15 protein-coding genes are annotated in these 19,642 nt (G+C 64.6%); 4 read left to right on the top strand and 11 right to left on the bottom strand.

Annotated elements, in window-relative coordinates:
• Positions 1-71: 71 nt before the first annotated feature.
• The 7 genes from H5T73_10265 to H5T73_10235 form a co-directional block, all read right to left on the bottom strand.
• Positions 72-1,037 (bottom strand): electron transfer flavoprotein subunit alpha/FixB family protein, encoded by a 966-nt coding sequence (locus tag H5T73_10265; protein MBC7248145.1) that lies wholly within the window; start codon positions 1,035-1,037, stop codon positions 72-74.
• Positions 1,038-1,832, bottom strand: coding sequence for an electron transfer flavoprotein subunit beta/FixA family protein (locus H5T73_10260; protein MBC7248144.1), 795 nt, complete (start codon positions 1,830-1,832; stop codon positions 1,038-1,040). It lies immediately after the preceding gene.
• Between the two features lie 62 nt (positions 1,833-1,894).
• Positions 1,895-3,031 carry a (Fe-S)-binding protein gene (locus tag H5T73_10255; GenBank protein ID MBC7248143.1) on the bottom strand — a complete coding sequence of 379 codons (1,137 nt, stop codon included), beginning with the start codon at positions 3,029-3,031 and terminating at the stop codon, positions 1,895-1,897.
• A gap of 292 nt (positions 3,032-3,323) precedes the next feature.
• Positions 3,324-3,713 carry a cobalamin B12-binding domain-containing protein gene (locus H5T73_10250; protein ID MBC7248142.1) on the bottom strand — a complete coding sequence of 130 codons (390 nt, stop codon included), beginning with the start codon at positions 3,711-3,713 and terminating at the stop codon, positions 3,324-3,326.
• A gap of 26 nt (positions 3,714-3,739) precedes the next feature.
• Complete coding sequence (locus tag H5T73_10245; GenBank protein MBC7248141.1) at positions 3,740-5,377, bottom strand: methylmalonyl-CoA mutase family protein; 1,638 nt, start codon at positions 5,375-5,377, stop codon at positions 3,740-3,742.
• A gap of 221 nt (positions 5,378-5,598) precedes the next feature.
• Complete coding sequence (cobO, locus tag H5T73_10240) at positions 5,599-6,108, bottom strand: cob(I)yrinic acid a,c-diamide adenosyltransferase (protein ID MBC7248140.1); 510 nt, start codon at positions 6,106-6,108, stop codon at positions 5,599-5,601.
• Complete coding sequence (locus H5T73_10235; protein MBC7248139.1) at positions 6,108-6,935, bottom strand: zinc ribbon domain-containing protein; 828 nt, start codon at positions 6,933-6,935, stop codon at positions 6,108-6,110. The genes cobO and H5T73_10235 overlap by 1 nt, the downstream gene beginning before the upstream one ends.
• A 409-nt stretch (positions 6,936-7,344) precedes the next feature.
• Here H5T73_10235 and H5T73_10230 point away from each other — a divergent pair, with 409 nt between their 5' ends.
• On the top strand, positions 7,345-8,220 hold the full coding sequence (locus tag H5T73_10230; GenBank protein ID MBC7248138.1) for a 3-keto-5-aminohexanoate cleavage protein: 876 nt from the start codon (positions 7,345-7,347) through the stop codon (positions 8,218-8,220).
• Between the two features lie 247 nt (positions 8,221-8,467).
• Here H5T73_10230 and H5T73_10225 read toward each other — a convergent pair whose 3' ends face one another.
• Positions 8,468-10,009 (bottom strand): FAD-dependent oxidoreductase, encoded by a 1,542-nt coding sequence (locus H5T73_10225; GenBank protein MBC7248137.1) that lies wholly within the window; start codon positions 10,007-10,009, stop codon positions 8,468-8,470.
• A gap of 1,189 nt (positions 10,010-11,198) precedes the next feature.
• On the bottom strand, positions 11,199-13,133 hold the full coding sequence (locus H5T73_10220; protein ID MBC7248136.1) for an acetate--CoA ligase: 1,935 nt from the start codon (positions 13,131-13,133) through the stop codon (positions 11,199-11,201).
• 822 nt (positions 13,134-13,955) lie between these two features.
• Here H5T73_10220 and H5T73_10215 point away from each other — a divergent pair.
• From H5T73_10215 to H5T73_10205, 3 genes are all read left to right on the top strand, one after another.
• Positions 13,956-14,954, top strand: coding sequence for a CoA transferase subunit A (locus tag H5T73_10215; GenBank protein MBC7248135.1), 999 nt, complete (start codon positions 13,956-13,958; stop codon positions 14,952-14,954).
• A 5-nt stretch (positions 14,955-14,959) separates the two neighbouring features.
• Positions 14,960-15,727 carry a 3-oxoacid CoA-transferase gene (locus tag H5T73_10210; protein ID MBC7248134.1) on the top strand — a complete coding sequence of 256 codons (768 nt, stop codon included), beginning with the start codon at positions 14,960-14,962 and terminating at the stop codon, positions 15,725-15,727.
• A 456-nt stretch (positions 15,728-16,183) separates the two neighbouring features.
• Positions 16,184-18,394, top strand: a complete 2,211-nt coding sequence (locus tag H5T73_10205) for an MEDS domain-containing protein (protein MBC7248133.1) — start codon at positions 16,184-16,186, stop codon at positions 18,392-18,394.
• A 316-nt stretch (positions 18,395-18,710) separates the two neighbouring features.
• On the opposite strand, the gene H5T73_10200 is transcribed toward H5T73_10205, so the two are convergent.
• The gene (locus H5T73_10200) at positions 18,711-19,406 is read right to left on the bottom strand and encodes an acetate--CoA ligase family protein (GenBank protein MBC7248132.1); all 696 of its coding nucleotides are present in this window, start codon (positions 19,404-19,406) and stop codon (positions 18,711-18,713) included.
• A gap of 94 nt (positions 19,407-19,500) precedes the next feature.
• Positions 19,501-19,642, bottom strand: a 142-nt coding sequence (locus H5T73_10195; GenBank protein MBC7248131.1) for a transposase, incomplete at its 5' end; no start/stop codon positions are given.

The raw sequence follows: 19,642 nt of genomic DNA, 5'->3' as shown, positions 1-19,642 counted from the left end.
GCATTATCTACGACAACCGGTCCTCTGATCTCATTATGGGCACCGGAGGATCCGGGGCTCAATGACAACCCTTAAGCGCCCTTCATCTCCTTGAGCTTTTCCGTGAGCTTGGGGACCACCTTGAAGAGGTCGTCCACGATGCCGTAATCGGCGATGCCGAAGATGGGGGCGTCGGGGTCCTTGTTGATGGCCACGATGACCTCCGAGCCCTTCATCCCCGTGACGTGCTGGAAAGCCCCGGAGATGCCCACGGCCAGGTAGAGCTTGGGCTTCACCGTCTTGCCCGAGATGCCCACCTGGCGGTCCGCCGGCAGCCAGCCGGCGTCCACCACGGCACGGGAGGCGGCGAGATCGGCGCCCAGCACCTGCGCCAGCTCCTCCACTATGGGCAGGTTCTTGTCCTCGCGGATGCCGCGGCCCACGCCCACCAGGAGGGTGGACTGGGTGATGTCCACCTCGCCCACCTCGGGCTCAACGTACTCGAGGAACCTGCGGTAGGTGATCTCCTCCTTGACCGGGTTGTCCACCTTGACGATCTCTCCCGACTTCGTGGCGTCCCCGGCCTGGAAGGTGGCCTCGCGCACGGTCAGGATATAAAGATCCGCGTCCTTCATGGACATGTGGGCGTCCAGCTTGCCGCCGTAGAACTGGCGGGTGGGCTTCGGCTTGTCGCCGTCCATCTCCAGCGCGGTGACGTCGGTCACCAGGGGAGCGCCCAGCTCCACCGCCAGGGCCGGCGCGAGGTCGATGCCCTGCCCGGTGTTGCCGATGAGCACCAGTCCCGGCCCGTGCTCCTTGATGAGGGCGGAGAGGGCCTTCTGGTAGGCCTCGGCGTTGTAGTTCTCGAACATGGCGTCGTTAACGTAGAGGACCTTGTCGGCGTAGCCGGCCACCTTCTCGGCGAAGGCGTCCACGTCCTTGCCCAGGAGCACGGCGACCACCGTGCCGCCCAGGTTCGCGGCGCCGCAGAGCATCTCTATGGACACGTCCCGCATCTCGCCGCGACGATGCTCGATGAGAACGAAGATGTCTTTCATCTATACCAGCCCCTTCTCCTTCAGGATCGCGGCGAGCTTCGCCGCGGTCTCGTCCGGATCGCCCTGCAGTATCTCGGCCATCTCGCCGACCACCGGCGGCGTGAACTTCTCCAGCACCGCCCAGGAACCGGCCTCGCCCACCTCCGAGGCATCCAGCCCCAGGTCGGCGGCGCTCTTTATGGCGATCTCCTTCTTGGCCGCCTGCTTGATGCCCTTGAAGGAAGCGTAGCGGGGCTCGTTGATGCCGGTCTGGATGCCGAGCACGCAGGGGAGCTCTATCTCCAGGACCTCCAGCAGACCACCCTCGAGCTCGCGGCCCACCTTGGCCTTCTTGCCGTCCTCGAGTATCTCCACCTTCTTGACGTAGGTGGCGTGGGGCACCCCGAGGAGCTCGCCCAGGGCCGCGGGCACCACGGCATACCCGTCATCGTCGGCCAGCGCGCCCGTGAAGACGATGTCGTACTCCAGGCCCTTGATGGCCGCCGCCAGCGCCTTGGCCACGGCGAAACCGTCGCCGCCCGCGAAGGCGTCGTCCTCCAGGCGCATGGCCTCGTCACCGCCCTTGGCCAGGGCCATGCGGATCTGCTCGTCGCTCTCCTTGCCGCCCAGGCTGATGACGGTCACCGTGCCCCCGAGCTTCTCCTTGATCTGTATGGCCTCCTCCACGGCGTAGTTGTCGCACTCGTTGATGCCGAAGGAAAGCCGGCTCTTTTCGATATCCTTTCCGGAGGCATCGATGTGGACCTCGGACTCCGCGGTGTCCGGGACCCTCTTCACGCATACCACCATGTTCATACGCTCTTCACCTCTTCCCTCTTTGATCTACTTCCTGCAGGCCAGGGGAAACGGACATCTATCTACAACGCCTCGGCCAGGAGCTCGAGGATGTCCGCCACCCGCATCTCCTCCTCCACGCCCTTCACCTTGGTGGCGTCCTCCAGGGTGAGGAGGCAGAATGGGCAGGCGACGGCGATGACCTCCGCTCCCATCTCCTTGGCGTCCGCGACCCTTATCTCGGCCAGCCGTTCTTCCTTGGACTCGCTCTCCACCCACATCTTGCCGCCGCCCCCCTCGCAGCACAGGCTGCGCTCCCGGCAGCGGTCGAACTCGCGGAAATCGACGCCCGGGATGCGGGTGATGATGTAGCGCGGCTCGTCGTAGATGTCGTTCTGCTTGCCCAGGAAACAGGGGTCGTGGTAGGTGACCACCTTGGATAGCTCCCCTTTGAGCTGGAGCTTCCCGTCCTCGAGGAGCTGGGCCACCAACTCCGTGTAATGGAGGACCGGGTGCTTGAGGCCGTGATACTCCTTCTTCAGGGTGTTGTAGCAGTGGGGGCTGATGGCCACGATGCGGTTGACGTTGAAGGAGTTGAGGAGCTCCACGTTCTCCTCGTCGCACATCTCGAAGAGGCCTTCCTCTCCGAGGCGCCGCACCTCGCTGCCGCAGCAGCTCTCGTCCTCGCCGATGAGCCCGAAGTCGACTCCTGCGGCATCCAGCACCTTCACCAGGGCCTGGGCGACCTTCATCACCCGCGGGTCGTAGGCGTCGGTGCAGCAGATGAAGAGGAGGACGTCGGTGGTCTCCTCCGCCTCGGGCTCCAGGATCTTGACCTCGAGGTCCTTGGCCCAGTCCATGCGCTTTGCCCGCGGCGAGCCCCAGGGGTTCCCGTCCTTGAAGATGGACTCCAGGGCGTCGCGCACCGTGGGCTGGACCCTGCCCTCCTCGATCTGCAGGCTGCGCAGGCCGATGAGCACCTCGAGGGGCTCCAGGCCCTTGGGGCAGCGGGCGGCGCAGGTGTAGCAGGTGGTGCAGTCCCATATCTCCGGCTTTTCGGAGAGCTCCTCCAGGCGCTCCTCGTTCTGGGTGTCGTACATGAAGCACCTCACCCGCAGGGGCGTCCGGAGGGCGACGGGACAACCTCCCGTGCAGCGACCGCACTGTATGCATCCGAGGAGGTCGTACTTGGCGATGAAATCGGTTTCTTCAGCGCACATGATTTACCCCGCTCCGTTTCCTTTTTCGTCCTGTATCGCTTTCCTTACTATATCTGCAATGCCGGTTTCCGCCCGTGGGATTACAGGGCTTCCGGCAAGGGCCATCCTATTATATTAGATAGTTTTCGGCGTTTTCAACCTGCTTCGGGTAGCGTTCCGCCATCCTCCGGCGGTGCCCCTAAACCGCCCCGTGATCCGGGCGGCAGGGCGGTACGGCGGCGCGAGGCCAGGACCGGCCGTGCAAGTGAGAATTGGCGCTCACCGGCATGCGGCAAAGGGACGGCGTCCCTTCTCACAGGTTTTTCTCGAGAAAGGAGACTATCTCGCCCAGGGCGGTACCGGGAGTGAATATCTCGGCTACCCCCTGCCGTTTCAACTCCTCCGCGTCCTCCTCCGGGATGATGCCGCCCCCGAAGACCATGATGTTCTCTCCGCCCATCTCCCGCAGGAGCCGCATGACGCGGGGGAAGAGGGTCATGTGCGCGCCGGACAGCACGGAGAGTCCCACGGCGTCCACGTCCTCCTGGATGGCTGCCTCGGCGATCTGCTCCGGCGTCTGGTGCAACCCGGTGTAGATGACCTCGTAACCGGCGTCGGCCAGGCCGCGCGCCACCACCTTGGCCCCCCGGTCATGGCCGTCCAGCCCTGGCTTGGCGATGAGTATCCGCTTTCCCCTCTCCAAAGTAACCTCCCGGGATGATCCCTATCTCAATAAAGCGCGGTCTCGCGGTACTCCCCGAAGACCTCGCGCAGGGCGCCGATGATCTCCCCTTCCGTGCAGTAGGCGCGGGCGCAGGCTATGATGAGGGGCATGAGGTTGGCGTCGCCCCGCGCCCCTTCCCTCAACTCTTCCAGGGCCTTCTCCACCTCCGCCGCCGAGCGCGAGGCGCGCAGCTCGGCCAGGCGCTCCCGCTGCCTGCGTTCCACCGCGGGGTCTATCTTAAGGATCTCTATATCCAGGGACTCGTTCTCATGCTGGTAGCGGTTCACCCCCACCACCACCCTCTCCCCACGCTCGACCTCCAGCTGGTAGCGGTAGGCGGCGTCAGCTATCTCCCGCTGGAAGAAACCGTTCTCGATGGCGACCAGCACCCCGCCCTGCTCCTCGATGCGCCGGAAATACTCTTCCGCTTCCTCCTCCATGCGGTTCGTGAGCGCCTCCACGAAGTAGGAGCCCGCGAGCGGGTCTATGACCTCGGTCACCCCCGATTCGTGCGCGATGATCTGCTGCGTGCGCAGGGCGATCTCCACCGCCTTTTCCGTGGGCAGAGCCAGCGTCTCGTCCATGGAATTGGTGTGCAGGCTCTGCGTCCCGCCCAGCACGGCGGATAGCGCCTCGAGGGCGGTGCGCACGATGTTGTTCTCCGGCTGCTGGGCCGTGAGCGAGCATCCCGCGGTCTGGGTGTGGAAGCGCAGCATCCAGGAGCGAGGGTCCCTGGCCCCGTATCTCTCCCGCATATGGCGGGCCCAGATGCGGCGCGCGGCGCGGAACTTGGCGATCTCCTCGAAGAAGTCCATGTGCGAGTTGAAGAAGAAGGAGAGGCGCGGCGCGAACTCGTCCACGTCCAGCCCCGCCGCGATGCCCGCCTCCACGTAGGCGAAGCCGTCGGCCAGGGTGAAGGCCAGCTCCTGCACCGCGGTGGAGCCCGCCTCTCGTATGTGGTAGCCGCTTATGCTGATGGTGTTCCAGCGCGGCACCTCGCGGGAACAGAACGCGAGTATGTCGGTGATGATGCGCATGGAGGGGCGCGGCGGGAAGATCCAGGACTTCTGAGCGATGTATTCCTTTAGGATGTCGTTCTGTATGGTGCCCCCCAGCTCACGGATGGAAGCCCCCTGTTTTTCGCCCACGCAGAGGTAGAAGGCCAGGAGCACCGCCGCAGGCCCGTTGATGGTCATGGAGGTGGTGATGTCGCGCAGGGGGATGCCGTCGAAGAGGACTTCCATATCCTGGAGGGAATCGATGGCCACCCCGCAGCGACCCACCTCCCCCTCGGAGAGGGGATCGTCGGAATCGCGGCCCATGATGGTGGGCATGTCGAAGGCCACCGATAGCCCCGTCTGTCCCCTTTCCAGCAGGAACTTGTATCGGCGGTTGGTGTCCTCCGCCGTGCCGAATCCCGAGAACTGGCGCATGGTCCACAGGCGGCCCCGGTACATGGTGGGGTGGATGCCACGGGTAAAGGGATAACGTCCGGGGTAACCCAGGTCACGCCCGTAATCGAGCCCGGCCACGTCCTCGGGGGTGTACAGCGGCTCCAGCTCCTCACCGGAGATGGTTGTGAACCTCGCCTTCCTCAGGGGCGAGGGCAGGTACTCCTTCTCCCGCCACTCCTTCTTGTCCATTCTCGCTCCTTGTCGACTCTTCCCCGCCTCGTTTCACGCCCGACCCTCACATCCGCCTGCGCCCGCCCGCGCGCAGTACCCCCGCGGGGATCCCGTGCATCCCCCGGTCCCGCCGCGCAACAACCGTGCTCCGCGCGGGAGCGGCCCTCCGCGCCCTAATATAGAACACGAAACGGCATGGAAATATAAGGAAACGGGGCGCGGGGCGTCGGTGCCTGCCGTCAGTACTCGATCCCCTTTCTCATCTGCACGCCCTGCCGGTAGTGGTGCTTCACCTCCCGCACCTCGCTCACCAGGTCGGCCATCTCCAGCAGCTCGCGCGGCGCGTAACGCCCGGTGCACACCACTTCCATGTCGCGGGGGCATGAGCGCAGGAACGCAAGCACCTCCTCGAGGGGCAGCAACCCGTAATCTACGGCCACGTTTATCTCGTCCAGGATGAGCATCTGGTGTTTCCCCTCGCTCACCACCCTCTTGGCCAGCTCGAGACCTTCCCTCGCCATGCGCACGTCGATCTCCTCGGGCGCGCCTTTCTTCACGAACTCGTCGCGGCCGGACATGACGATGGTAAGGTCGGGGAGGCAGCGCTCGCAGGCGAGCAACTCTCCGTAGGTCCGTCCCTTCATGAACTGTATCATGTAGACCTTCATGCCGTGGCCGAGCGCCCGCAGGGCCTGGCCGAGCGCCGCCGTGGTCTTTCCCTTGCCGTCCCCGGTGTAGACCTGGATCATCACCGCAACCTCGCTCCGCAATTGGGGCAGAAGAGCGCCTCGGCATCCTCCACCGCCGTGTTGCAGCCCGGGCAGGTCAAGGGCACGGCCCCCGCCGGGACAACCGCCTCCGTTCCACCGGCGGCAACGGCTTCCCCGGAGGGCCTTTCTTCCGTTCCAGGCTCTACCGCTTCCGGCCCCGTCCCTTCCCCGCCGGCGGCCGCCCCTTCTTCCGGAGCAGCCGCTCCCGCCTTCACCCTGCTGCCGCAGTTGCCGCAGAACAGGGCGTCCTCGTCGAGGGCGGCACCGCACACGGCGCAGGCCTTCCCTCCCGGGACCACCGCTCCGGCGGGCGCAGGAGGAGGAGGCGGAGGTTGCGGCGATGGCTGTGGTGAAGGCGGCTGGATGCCCGGGGCCGCCGGCGCAGGCGCCCCGTACGGCCCGGGTGCCGCACCGGGTGGCAGCGGTCCTGCCTGGGGCAATACCTGTGGCGGCACGGCAACCTGCGGCGGCATGCCGGGGGCCGCCGGGGCCGCCGCGCCCAAGGGAGTGCCGCACGAGGGGCAGAAGGCCGCCCCCCGCACCACGCCCGCACCGCAACGGGGGCATCTCGGCTGCTGCGCGGCCTCCTTGGCGGCCCGCATCCTCTCCATGTATTCCTCCCACTGGTTTATCTGCACCATGATGTCCTTGAGGGTGCGGTACGCATCGAGCATGGGACCCTCGCCGAGGGCGCCCTGCTCTCCCGCCTGGAAAGCCAGCTCCCCCAGGTAATAGAGGTACTGGTCCTTCCTTTCCCGCAGTTGCTTGAGATATTTTTTCACCTGGCCCGGATTCAGCTGTTGCATTTCTCCTCCTTGCCTTCCCGTTTCCACCCGGAATGCCGCCGGGAACGCCGAGCCCGGTGCGGCCCAGGCGGCAAGACCCCTTTCCCGTAACCTAGATCCCTTTCCCGTAACCTCTATTCTTACATCAACGGGCAAATCTTTTCCAGGCACGGCCGGGTACTGCGCCTGAGCCTCCACCGCCGTCCCGGGAGTGGAAAAACCCGGCCACCGCGGGCGGCCGGAAGAGCGCGGGGCCGCAGAGTAGCGAGTATAAAGTTAACAATCAACACACCCTTGATTGATTTTCCCCTCCGGTGTGTATTATTGTTGGAATTGACGCTTGTCGGGATGGATTGCAGGGTTCCCTTTCCGGCAAAGGGAAGAGTTTCGGTCGTTCGGCTTTCTTCGGGTCCAAACAGGAGGTGTTGCCATGTCACTCGCGGATAAGTGTATCATCACCGCGGCGTTGGCCGGGGCTGCGACCATGAAATCCCAGAACCCGGCCGTACCCTACACGGTGGAGGAATTCGTGGAGGAGGCCTACAAGTGCTACAACGCCGGGGCCGCGATCGTCCACATCCACGCCCGCGACCCGGAAACCGGGCTCCCGACCTCAAGCATCGACATCCTGCGGGAGATCGTCAAGGGCATCACCGAGAAATGCCCCATCGTCATCAATCTTTCCTCGGCCATCGGCATAGGCGCCACCCCGGAGGAGCGCATAAACGTGGTCAAGCAGCTCAAGCCGGAGATGGCCTCCCTGAACACCAACTCCATGAACTTCGCCCTGGGCGACTGGAAGCAGCACATCGTCCTGGGGGAGACGGTGTTTACCAACACCTTCCAGATGCTGGTGGACTTCGCGAAGACCATGAGGGAATGCGGCACCAAGCCGGAGCTCGAGGTCTACGACCTCGGCGGCCTCTACAACACCCTCTTCGTACGCCACCAGGGCATCTTCGTGGAGCCGCTCCACTACCAGTTCGTGTGGGGCGTGCTGGGCGGGTGCTGGCTGGATCTGGCCAACTTCAAGCGCTTCATGGATCTCATCCCCGAGGATGCCACCTGGAGCACCTGCGGCGTGGGTCCCGCCCAGTTCCGCGGCGCCTTCATCGCGGCCGTGGAGGGCGGGCATATCCGCGTGGGCCTCGAGGACAACATCACCGTGCGCAAGGGCGTGCTGGCCCAGGGCTCCTGGGAGCAGGTGGAAAAAGCTGTTAAGATCGTGGAGCTGGCCGACCGCGAGCCGGCCACCCCCGACGAGACCAGGCAGATACTGGGCCTCAAGGGCGGCCCCGAGATCTAGGCGTTTCGCCGCACGGACTGCAGGGCGCCCCCCGCGGGGCGCCTTTCTCTCGTGTCGTCCTCCCGGGCGGAACATGCGGTTTAGGATTCCGGGAAAACCTCGCCGCTTCTCGTTCTTCATCGGCAGGAACAGCATTGAGGCCGCAAGGGACCCCGGGACCGGCAGGCGACATGCACGCGACCCCATGCCACGGTGATTGGCATGGCACTGGCTTCCGCAAGGTCGGAAATTTCCGATGCCATGGCCTCTATGCCGTTGTATCCATGCCGTAGTCCCGCCCGGTTATGGCCGAGGCGCATAGGATGCCGCTGGAACAGGCACAGTCCATGGCCACGCCGTAGCCCCGCGCCGTGTCCCCGGCGAGATAGAGCCCCTCCACGCCAGGAACGACGACGTCCGGCTTGAGGCTGCCCGCCTGCGTGACGCTCTTCGCAACCCCCTCCAGGCGGGTGCACACCGTGTAGAGCTCCCATTCCACGCAGTCCTTGAAGCCCGGGTACACCTCCTCGAGGAAGTCTGGAACCGCCCGCACCACCTTCATGACCGTCTCCCTGTTCTTAGCTTCGGCCTCGGTCAGCGGCAGGTACGCGGCGAAGAGGTGTCTGCCGGCCGGCGCGCATGCGGGATCGATATACGACTGGATGTTCCACGCCATGTACACATCCCAGTCGAAGCCCTGGGAACGCGGCACCACGCAGGGCGTCTTCATGAGGCGTCTCGCGTGCTCCTCCGGAACGGGCAGCTCACGGAGCCCGATATACGGATTGACGCTTCCGTAACCGTAAAGGGACGTGATCCTGCGCACGAACGCATCGGGAAGGGCCCTTTCGTCGAGGTAACGGACGAGCTCCTGCACCGGCGGGTTGAAGACGAGGCGCCGGCAGGAAACGCGCTCCTCGCCTCCCCCGTCCCGCATCACCACGCCCCGCACGCGCCTTCCCTCCAGCTCCACCGATATCACCCTGGTGGAGAGGCGCAGCTCGCCGCCGAAATCGCGGAACCTCGCCGCCACCGCCTCTGGCCAGTTCATGACTCCCCCCTCGACGAACCCCCCCACGTACACGTCCCCGCCCCTGAGGATGGCGGGGGCGATTACCCGGGCGGCATAGCGCAGGATGTCCCCGATGGATATCTCGTGCGGGTTGTTGATGGTGGTGATAAGGGTTCCGACGCAGCGAAAGTAGTCGTAGAGCGCCTTGCTGCGGTGAAAGCCGATCTTTTCCAGGTGCCCGTTGAGGGAAACCCGGTCCAGTTCCTCGAATTCCTGCGGGGTCATGGAGAGGAAATCGCCAAAGAATTCCAGGTAGTGCGCGCCCAGGCGGTCAAGCTCCGCCTGCAACTTCTCGTCCACCTCAGTGCTGCGGCTGAGGGGAGGCTCGCGGTAGAACTCCCCGTCCAGCCAGGACCCGGTGAGAAAGGGCTTGATGAGCACGGGGTGCTCGCCGTATCCCCCGATGAGATCGCGCAACAACGCGAAGTACCCCTCCCCCGCCAGGCTCACCCCGTGGTAACCGAGGTCCAGCGTGAAACCTTCCAGGGTGCCGCTCGCGGCCATTTCTTCCAGCGACGGAACGGCATGGGCGAGCCAGCAGTACTGGCCGGCGAGAAGCCTGCGGTACCAACCGGGCCCCTTCTCGCGCAGCTCCTCCCCCCGCAGGGAGAGGGCACGGCCGCCCACGCGGTCCTCCGCCTCCACCAGCAGGGTCTTCAAGCCTTCCTTGGCCAGCAGGGACGCCGCCGCAAGTCCTCCAACCCCCGCACCCACCACCACCGCTTCGTATTCCTCCATCTCCCCTTTCCCCCTTGCTTTCCCTGCTCTTCAGCCTCTCTTCCCCGTCAGCTCGCCTACCTCGTTATCTCGTTATATCTTACGATATTTTTTCTCTCACCGTTTCCGTTCATAAACACCAACCACCATCACTCAGCTACCTCATATCCTTTTTCCGCCTCTTTCCATTCTGCCTGAATTGTTGCCCAGCTTACCCGGGGAACGACCGGGTCGGTCGCAGCGAGCCTTTACTGAACCACCCACAAAGGCCGGGTCCGGGGGTCGGGCGAGGGACATCGCAAGCGGCCTCCGGATTCCCACTCAACCAGCCCGGGGAACTACAGGGTCGGTCGCAGCGAGCCTGCGAGCGAGACCGTTACCCTGAGGCCCCGGGCCGGAAGAAGAACTGATATGTAACCACCGAGGCCGGGAACGACCGGGTCGGTCGCAGCGAGCCTTTGCTGAACCACCCACCCAAGCCGGGTCCGGGGGTCGGGCGAGGGACATCGCAAGCGGCCTCCCGATTCCCACCCACCAAGGCCGGGAACTACAGGGTCGGTCGCAGCGAGGACGCCTTTCCCAAGGCCTCGGATTTACGAGAAAGGAACGCGGCGCCGAGCGAGACCGTTACCCTGAGGCCCCGGGCTGGAAGAAGAACTGATATGTAACCACCGAGGCCGGGAACGACCGTATCGGTCGCAGCGAGCCTTTACTGAACCACCCACCAAGGCCGGGTCCGGGGGTCGGGCGAGGGACATCGCAAGCGGCCTCCGGATTCCCACCCAACCAGCCCGGGGAACTACAGGGTCGGTCGCAGCGAGGACGCCTTTCCCAAGGCCTCGGATCTACGGGAAAGGAACGCGGCGCCGAGCGAGACCGTTACCCTGAGGCCCCGGGCCGGAAGAAGAACTGATATGTAACCACCGAGGCCGGGAACGACCGGGTCGGTCGCAGCGAGCCTTTACTGAACCACCCACCAAGGCCGGGTCCGGGGGTCGGGCGAGGGACATCGCAAGCGGCCTCCGGATTCCCACTCAACCAGCCCGGGGAACTACAGGGTCGGTCGCAGCGAGGACGCCTTTCCCAAGGCCTCGGATTTACGAGAAAGGAACGCGGCGCCGAGCGAGACCGTTACCCGGCGGCCCGGCCGCCTCAAGCAATCCCCATCCACCCCCATCGGGCACAAGACAGGCCTTGGCCCCCGTGCCCTTCACGAGCGCGTGGGAATCTCTTCCAGGGCCTGCGGATTATCCACCGAGGAGAGGTCTCCAAGCTCCTCCCCAAGGTACTTGGCCTTGATGAGGCGGCGCACGATCTTGGCGGAACGGGTCTTGGGCAGGGAGCCCACGAAGTGCACCTCGTCGGGACGCCCAACCTTTCCCAGGTATTCCGCCACCTTATCCTTGATGCTCTCCGCCAGTTCTTGAGAGGGCTGGAATCCCGGTTGCAGCAACACGAAACACACCACCGCCTCGCCCTTGATCTCGTGGGGAACGCCTATGACCGCGGCCTCGGAAACCGCCTCGTGCTCGATGAGGGCAGCCTCGATCTCCGCCGGCCCCGTACGGCGCCCGGAAACCTTTATGGTGTCGTCCGAGCGTCCGTGGAGGAACCAGAAGCCGTCCTCGTCCACCGAGGCCCAGTCCCCGTGGTACCAGACGTCCTGCCAGCGGGACCAGTAGGTCTCCAGGTAACGCTCGGGGTCCTTCCAGAACCCCCGGGTCATGGAGGGGGCGGGCTTCAGGGCTACCAGGTGACCCTTCTCGCCCCGCACCGGCTTTCCGTCGTCGTCGAAGACGTCGATGCACATGCCCAACCCCGGCCCCCGCAGGGTGATGGGCTTGAGGTCGGTGATGGGGAGGGGGGAGAGGAAACAGCCCACGATCTCGGTGCCGCCGGAGATGTTGATGATGGGGAGCCTTCCCTTTCCCACCTTCTCGAAATACCACATCCAGGATTCCGGATCCCAGGGTTCACCCGTGGAGCCCAGTATGCGCAGGCTGGAGAGGTCATGCTTCTCCACCCACCCCTCGCCGAAGCGCATGAGCATGCGGATGGCGGTGGGAGAGATCCCGAATGTGGTCACGGCATGCCTCTCCACCAGGTCCCACAGGCGATCCGGCTCCGGGTAGTCGGGCACCCCCTCGAAAATGACGAAGGTGCCTCCGAAGTTCATCACCCCGATGATCATCCAGGGTCCCATCATCCAGCCGATGTCGGTGAGCCAGAAGAAAACGTCGTCCTGCTTGACGTCGAAATAATAGCCCAGCTCCTTGCACATCTGGGCCAGGCAGCCGGCGTGGGTATGCACCGAGCCCTTGGGGCGTCCCGTGGTCCCCGAGGTGTAGATGATCATGGCGTAGTCCTCCGAATCCATCTCCTCCGTCGGGCAGTCCTCAGGAAGACACCACGTCAGCTGGTCCATCCATATGTCCCGCGTGGCATGCCAGGGGACGTCGATCCCCGCCCTGCGGTAAACCACCATGTGTCTCACGGAAGGCACCTGTTCCACCGCCTCGTCCGCGTTCTCCTTGATGGGGAAGACCTTCCCCCTCCGCAGGGAAGCGTCGGCGGTGATGAGCACCTTGGCCTCGGCGTCCCGCAGGCGGGCGGCAACCGGCTTGGGCCCGAAACCGGAGAAGATGGGGATGGCTATGGCCCCGATCTTCAGGCAGGCCAGTAGGGAGAAGACGATCTGGGGGGACATGGGCATGTAGATGCCCACCGTGTCCCCCTTCCCCACCTTGAGGTTGCGCAGGGCGCAGGCCATGCGGCACACCTCGCGGTGCACGTCGCCGTAGGTGTAACGCCTGATGGCCCCGTCATCTCCCTCCCAGATGAAGGCCAGCTTGCTCTTCACCGGCGTGTCCAGGTGCTTGTCCAGGCAGTTGAGGACGATGTTGGTCCTCCCCCCCAGGTACCATTTCGCCCACTGGATACCCCGCGAGGTGTCGAGCACCTTCTCGTAAGGCTGGTACCAGCGGATGTCCAGATCCTCCATGATGGCGTCCCAGAACCACTCCAGCTCGTCGCAGGACCTGCGCACCAGCTCATGGTAGTCGGGGATGCCGTGCTTGCGCATGAACCGTGTGATGTTGGCCTTCTCCAGGTAATCTCCGTAGGGTTTCCAGACGATCTCGCTCATCCCTCTCCTCCCTTGATCGCTAAATCAATATTGACCGTATTCCGGAGACGGTGCGTGAGGTATGTTGCGTGAGGTGCTTAGAAGCTGCCTTGCTTCGGATATGCTTCGTCATTAATATCGCCGTAGAAAAAATGTGAAGCAAAGAGACTTCCATGTCAAGACTCGCCGGGATATGGAACGCGACCAACGCATGCCGCATAATATAAGCAATTCCGTGTTTCATCCACGCACGAACCCGTCAGGCCGGGTCCGGGGGTCGGGCGAGCGACATCGCAAGCGGCCTCCGGATTCCCACCCAACCAGCCCGGGGAACTACAGGGTCGGTCGCAGCGAGCCTTTGCTGAACCACCCACCAAGGCCGGGTCCGGGGGTCGGGCGAGCGACATCGCAAGCGGCCTCCCTATTCCCACCCAACCAGCCCGGGGAACTACAGGGTCGGTCGCAGCGAGGACGCCTTTCCCAAGGCCTCGGATCTACGGGAAAGGAACGCGGCGCCGAGCGAGACCGTTACCCTGAGGCCCCGGGCCGGAAGAAGTACATATACGTAACCACCAAGGCCGGGAACGACCGGGTCGGTCGCAGCGAGCCTGCGAGCGAGACCGTTACCCGGCGGCCCGGCCGTCGGAAGAAGGACCCATGCGCACCCGCCAGGCGCAGGATGAGCCTCGACCCCCCTGCCCGGATCCCGTCCTGGCCCCGACCGCAAGCGCAACAATAATGTCAAGTGCCACTTAACAGATTGCCACATCTCCGGGTTAATGCTATCCTACATATCGACCTGCCGCGGTAGTGATCTGCAGGAACGAGAGGGAGGGAAAAGAGATGTTCGAAGTCATCGCCGAGGGCGAAGGACCCCTCTTCATGGACCCCGACGCCGACAAGGCCCGCGAATTCTTCCGCAGCAAGAACCGGGCCATGGTGAGCAAGGTGATGACCGTCAGCGAAGCGGTGGGAAAGTTCGTCCACGACGGAGATTACCTGGCCATCGGCGGCTTCGGGGCCAACCGCATTCCCACCGCGGTATGCCACGAGATCGTGCGGCAACGAAAGAAGGGCCTCATCTTCGCCGGGCACACCTCCACGCATGACTTCCAGATACTGGCAGCAGGCGAGGTGTTCGACCGTTGCGACATCGCCTACATCATCGGCCTGGAGGCGAGGGGGCTGTCCCCCAACGCGCGGCGCTACATGGAGAGCGGCAAGGTGCAGTGCTGCGAGTGGACCAACTACGCCATGGCCTGCAGGCTAAAGGCGGCGGCCATGGGGGTCTCCTTCCTTCCCGCGCGCAACGTCATGGGAACGGACACCTTCCGGCGCAGCGCCGCCAAGGTCGTCAGATGCCCCTTCACCGGTGAACGGTACGTCCTCTTCCCAGCCCTGTGGCCGGATGTCTCCGCCATCCACGTCCACGAGGCGGACGTCTACGGGAACTGCCGTATCAAGGGCATCTCCATCGCCGACCTGGAGCTGGCAAGGGCTTCCAAGCGGCTTATCATCACCACCGAACGCCTGATACCGAACGAGGATATCCGTTCCGACCCCACGTCCACCGTCATTCCCTACTACCTGGTGGACGCGGTATGCGAGGTCCCCTTCGGCAGCTACCCCGGCAACATGCCCTACGAGTACTTCTCGGACGAGGACCACCTGCGCATGTGGCTCACCGTAGAGAAAGACCCCGACGAGTTCCGGAAATTCCTCGACAAGTACATATACAGGACCCGCGACTTCAACCAGTACCTGGAGCTGTGCGGCGGCATTGAGCGCATCAACCAGCTCCGGGCCGTCGAAAACCTCATCGACCTCGGCGGGAAGGGGTGAGCATGATGGCCGACTACAACACCCTGGAGATGATGATCTGCGCGGCCGCCCGTAACCTGGAGGACGGCAAGGCGGTGGCCGTGGGCACGGGCGCGCCCTGCGCGGCTTCCATGCTGGCCCAGAAGGCGCACGCCCCCAACCTGGTGATCATCTTCGAGGCCGGGGGGGTGGCGCCGTTGCTTCCCACCATGCCCATCTCCGTGGGCGACTCGCGCACCTTCCACAAGGCGGTCATGGCCAGCGGCATGTGCGAGGTCATGGAGACCATCCAGCGCGGCATGGTTGATTACTGCTTCCTGGGCGGGGCCCAGATCGACATGTACGGCAACCTCAACTCCACGGTCATCGGGGACTGGGAGAAGCCCAGGGTCAGGTTCCCCGGCTCCGGCGGCGCCAACGACTTCGGCTCGCTGGCCTGGAGGATCATGGTCATCACCCCCCAGGACGCCCGCCGCTTCGTGGAGCGGGTGGACTTCATCACCACCCCGGGGTACCTGGATGGCCCGGGCGCCCGCGAGCGGGCGGGATTACCGGCCGGCACCGGTCCCTACAAGGTGATCACCGACATGGCGGTCATGGGATACGACCCCGAGAGCAAGCGCATGCGCGTGGAGTCCATCCACAAGGGGTTCACCTTCGAGGACGTGCAGGAGAAAACGGGGTTCGAGCTCCTCAAGGCCCCCGAGGTGGTGGAGACGCCGGAGCCCACCGCGGAGGAGCTGCGCATCCTGCGCGAGGAGGTCGACCCCAACCGCTACATCATCGGCCGGTAAAAATAACCCGCTTTCCGGGTGGGGATGATTTCCCGGGCAAGCGCTTCCGGGAGATCGGGCGGGACGCACGGCCTGCTCGTCGCACGTCCTCCGGGCATGCCCCCACCGCGGAGACGCAACGCGCCCACGGGCATGAGGCTGAGGGATGCGCGGGCAGGTCCGCGTGCGAGAAAGAGTGAGGCCGCATCCGCAACACCCGCCGCCGTACGCCGCCGCCCTTCGCCGCCCCGGGATGCCCGCCCGCTTGCGCGGGTGAACACGAGGAGCGATTCCATTCGATCTCTCAACCGCTGCCTTGCGTCATTGTGACCCTTGCCGCGAAGTGCTATGTTTGAGCTGGTTCCTCTCATCGACCCGCGTGATGGAAAGAGCCGCGGAGGGTTGCCGTCGGCCCCTGTTTTCGTCAACATCCCTCCCCCTGGCAAGCGAGGTTGATATCGCGAGATTTAGCCTCACATGGAAAGGAAAGATCTCATCCCCGAACTGAAGGACCTGGCTCCCGGGGCACACCTCTGCCACCTCTACGGCGACGAGGAGGAGGGGCGCGAGGTGCTGCGCACCTTTCTCCGCGAAGGGCTGCTGCGCGGAGAGAAGGTCTTATGCGTGGCCGGAGAGGATGATCGCACGGAGGCCGCCCGCGGGCTTTCCCGCATGGGCGTGAACGTCGCTGAGCACCTGACCGCCGGCAGCCTATCCTTTTTCTCACCCGCGGAAGCGTATCTCCCGGACGGCTACTTCGACCCGCGGGCCACCCTTCGCTTCTTGTCCCGGCAGGCGCGGGCGGCCGCCGCCGGGGGATGGCCCTCCCTGCGCATCGCCGGGAAGATGTCCTGGGCCCTGGACAACCCTCACGACTGGAAGAAAATGGTGCAATGCGAGGCGGAGATAAACCGCCTTCCCGAGGCGTGCCGCTGCGTCATCATGTGCCAGTACGACGCGACCGCCTTCGACCCCTCCTTCCTGGTGGACCTCCTCCACACCCACCCCCTCGTGGTGGTGGGTGGCGAGCTCTTCGACAACGTCTATTACGTCCCCCCGGGGGAATTCCTGGGGAACATGGTCCCGCAGTCCGTCCTCCGCCACCACCTCGTGCACCTTGAGGAGCGCAAGCGGGCGGTGGCCGAGATCCAGGCGGCGCGGGAGTACGCGGAGGCCATCGTGGAGACGATACGCGAGCCGCTGCTGGTGCTCGACGCCGGGCTGCGGGTGATCACCGCCAACCGTTCCTTCTACCGCACCTTCCAGGTAAACGCGGAGGAGACGGAGGGAAGGCTGCTCTACGAGCTTGGGGACCGGCAGTGGGACATCCCGGAGCTGAGGATGCTGCTGGAGGAGATCGTTCCCCTCAACTCCCACTTCGACGGCTACGAGGTGGAGCACGACTTCCCGCGCATAGGGCGGCGCAGCATGCTCCTCAATGCCCGGCGCGTCTACCGCGAGGGTAACCGCACCGACATGATACTCCTGGCCATCGAGGACGTCACCGCGCGCAGATCGGCGGAGGAAAGGGTGCAGAAGCTCAACCGCATGTTCCTGGGGCTGGGCGCCGATTTCCTGGCCAACATGGAGACGGTGCTATATGCCTGCCAAGACATCATGGAGTGCGACCTTGCCGCCTACGCGAGGCTGGATAAAGGAAGGCTCTCCCTCCTCAACACCACTCCTGGTGAGGGGGGGTTCCTCCTCTGCGAGGAACCCTCACGTTTCCTCGGATGGCCTCTCCTGAGCGGAGATCACGCCGGTCTCCTGGAAACAACGAGCTCGGGCAGCGGGGAATCCTGGCGGGACGACCCCCTGGCGGAGCGCCACGGCTTCCTCTCCTTCCTGGGATACCCCGTTCTGCTGCAGGACCGTGTCATCGGGGTATTATCCATATATTACCATAAAGAGCGGCACCGCCGGGGAGAAGACGACCACGGGATCCTGGCCGTCCTGGCGCGCACGCTTTCCATCGAGGAGGAGCGCCTGGCTCGCGAGCAGGGCCTGAAGGACTTCATCGACGTCGCCTCCCACGAGCTGCGCCATCCCGTAACCCTGGTCAAGGGCTACGCGCTCAGCCTGAGGGAGCGCTGGGAAGAGCTGCCGGAAGGCGAGGCAAGGGAGATGCTCGCCGCCGTGGACGAGGGAGTGGACCGCCTAACCCGCCTGGTGGAGGGATTGCTCGACGTCTCCAGCATAGAGCGCGGGCGATTCCGGCTGGAGCTGCAGGAGGCGGAGCTGCCGTCCCTAGTGCGAAGGGCGCTGGACGAAACGGTAAAGACGCGCGGCCGGCTCAAGCTGCGGCTGCGGGGGAAGACGGGCACCTGCCTTCTTGACCCCACGCGTTTCCTGGAGGTCATGGTCATCCTGCTTGAAAACGCCCGCAAGTTCTCTACACCGTGCTCGCCCGTGGAGGTCGAGGTGGAAAGGAAAGAGGACCACTACCTCATCTCCGTCCTTGACCGCGGCCCCGGCATCCCGGAAGAGGACAGGGAACGCGTCTTCGAGCGTTTTCACCAGGTGGAGAAGGCGCCTTTCCATTCCAAGCCCGGCCTGGGCATGGGGCTCTACGTCGCCCGCGAGATCGTGGAGCGTCACCATGGAAAGATCTGGTATGAGCCGCGGGACGGCGGCGGCTCCGTCTTCCGTTTCACCATCCCCGCATCCCCGGACATTAACGTTGCCTGACCCCCTCTATGCGCAGCGCCGGGAGAGGCCGTTGCCCCGAGGCCCCGGGCCGGAAGAAGGAAGGATACGCAACCGACCCAGGCCGGGAACGACCGGGTCGGTCGCAGCGAGCCTGCGAGCGAGACCGTTACCCGGCGGCCCGGCCGCCGCAAGAAAGACGGATACGCACCCGCTGAGGCCGGGAACGACCGGGTCGGTCGCAGCGAGCCTGCGAGCGAGACCGTTACCCGGCGGCCCGGCCGCCGCAAGAAGGAACGATACGCAAATACCAGGGATAAAATGAGGCCCGATCACTATGCCGAGGTGTTGGCTCCGGTCATGCCCGGGACGCTTCGGAGCCGTCGCCGAGCACCACCAGGGCATCCACCACCACCGGGCGGGGACCGTCGAGGATAACCGGGTTCATATCGATCTCCCTCACCGCGTCGTAGCGCATGCCGATGTCCCCTACGGCGATGAGGATCTGCGCCAGGAGATCGCGGTCCGCGGGCTCCTTTCCCCGGAAGGGCCCCAGGATGGCCTTGGCCTTGATCTCCTCCATCATCTGGAGGGCGTCGTACTTCTCGATGGGGGCCACGCGGAAGGAGGTGTCCTTGAGGACCTCGGTGAAGATGCCGCCCAGGCCGAACATGACGCAGGGCCCGAACTGGGGGTCCCTGACCAGGCCCACCACCAGCTCCCTCTCCCCCTTTATCATCTCCTGGACCAGCACCCCGTCGTAATGGTCGCCGCCCAGGTTCTCCACGATCTCCGCATAGGCTCTCTTTACCTCGTCCGGCCCGTCCAGGCCCACCTGCACCAGGTTGCGCTCTGTTTTGTGGGTTATATCCGGACCGCAGGCCTTGAGCACCACCGGGTACCCCAGCTCCTCCGCCGCTGCGACGGCCTCGTCCTCGCCGAGGACCAGTTTTTCCCTGGTAACGGGGATATCGTGCTCCTTCAGAAAGAGTTTCGCCTGGTATTCCGAGAGAGCTTTCTGTCCCCTGGCCACCGCCTCGTCTATTATTCCCATGATCTCCTCCGTCCGGGTCCCTTCTGTTTCCCTGCGTTTCGTAGTGAAATATTATCCCATCGCCGCCGGGCGGGCAACTCGCTGTGCTGGTTCACTACATGGTGAACACTCCATCCCTATCCTTGCTCTCCTCCATCCACGCCTTCAGGAACTCCATGGGGGTGAGATAACCCAGGCTCTGGTGTGGTCTCACGTAATTGTACACGTAATTCCATCTGCAAAGGATCTCGTTGAGC

This window comes from Actinomycetota bacterium (assembly GCA_014360655.1).
Lineage (GTDB): Bacteria > Actinomycetota > Geothermincolia > Geothermincolales > RBG-13-55-18 > JACIXC01.
This window is presented reverse-complemented; position numbering and strand designations above follow the sequence as displayed.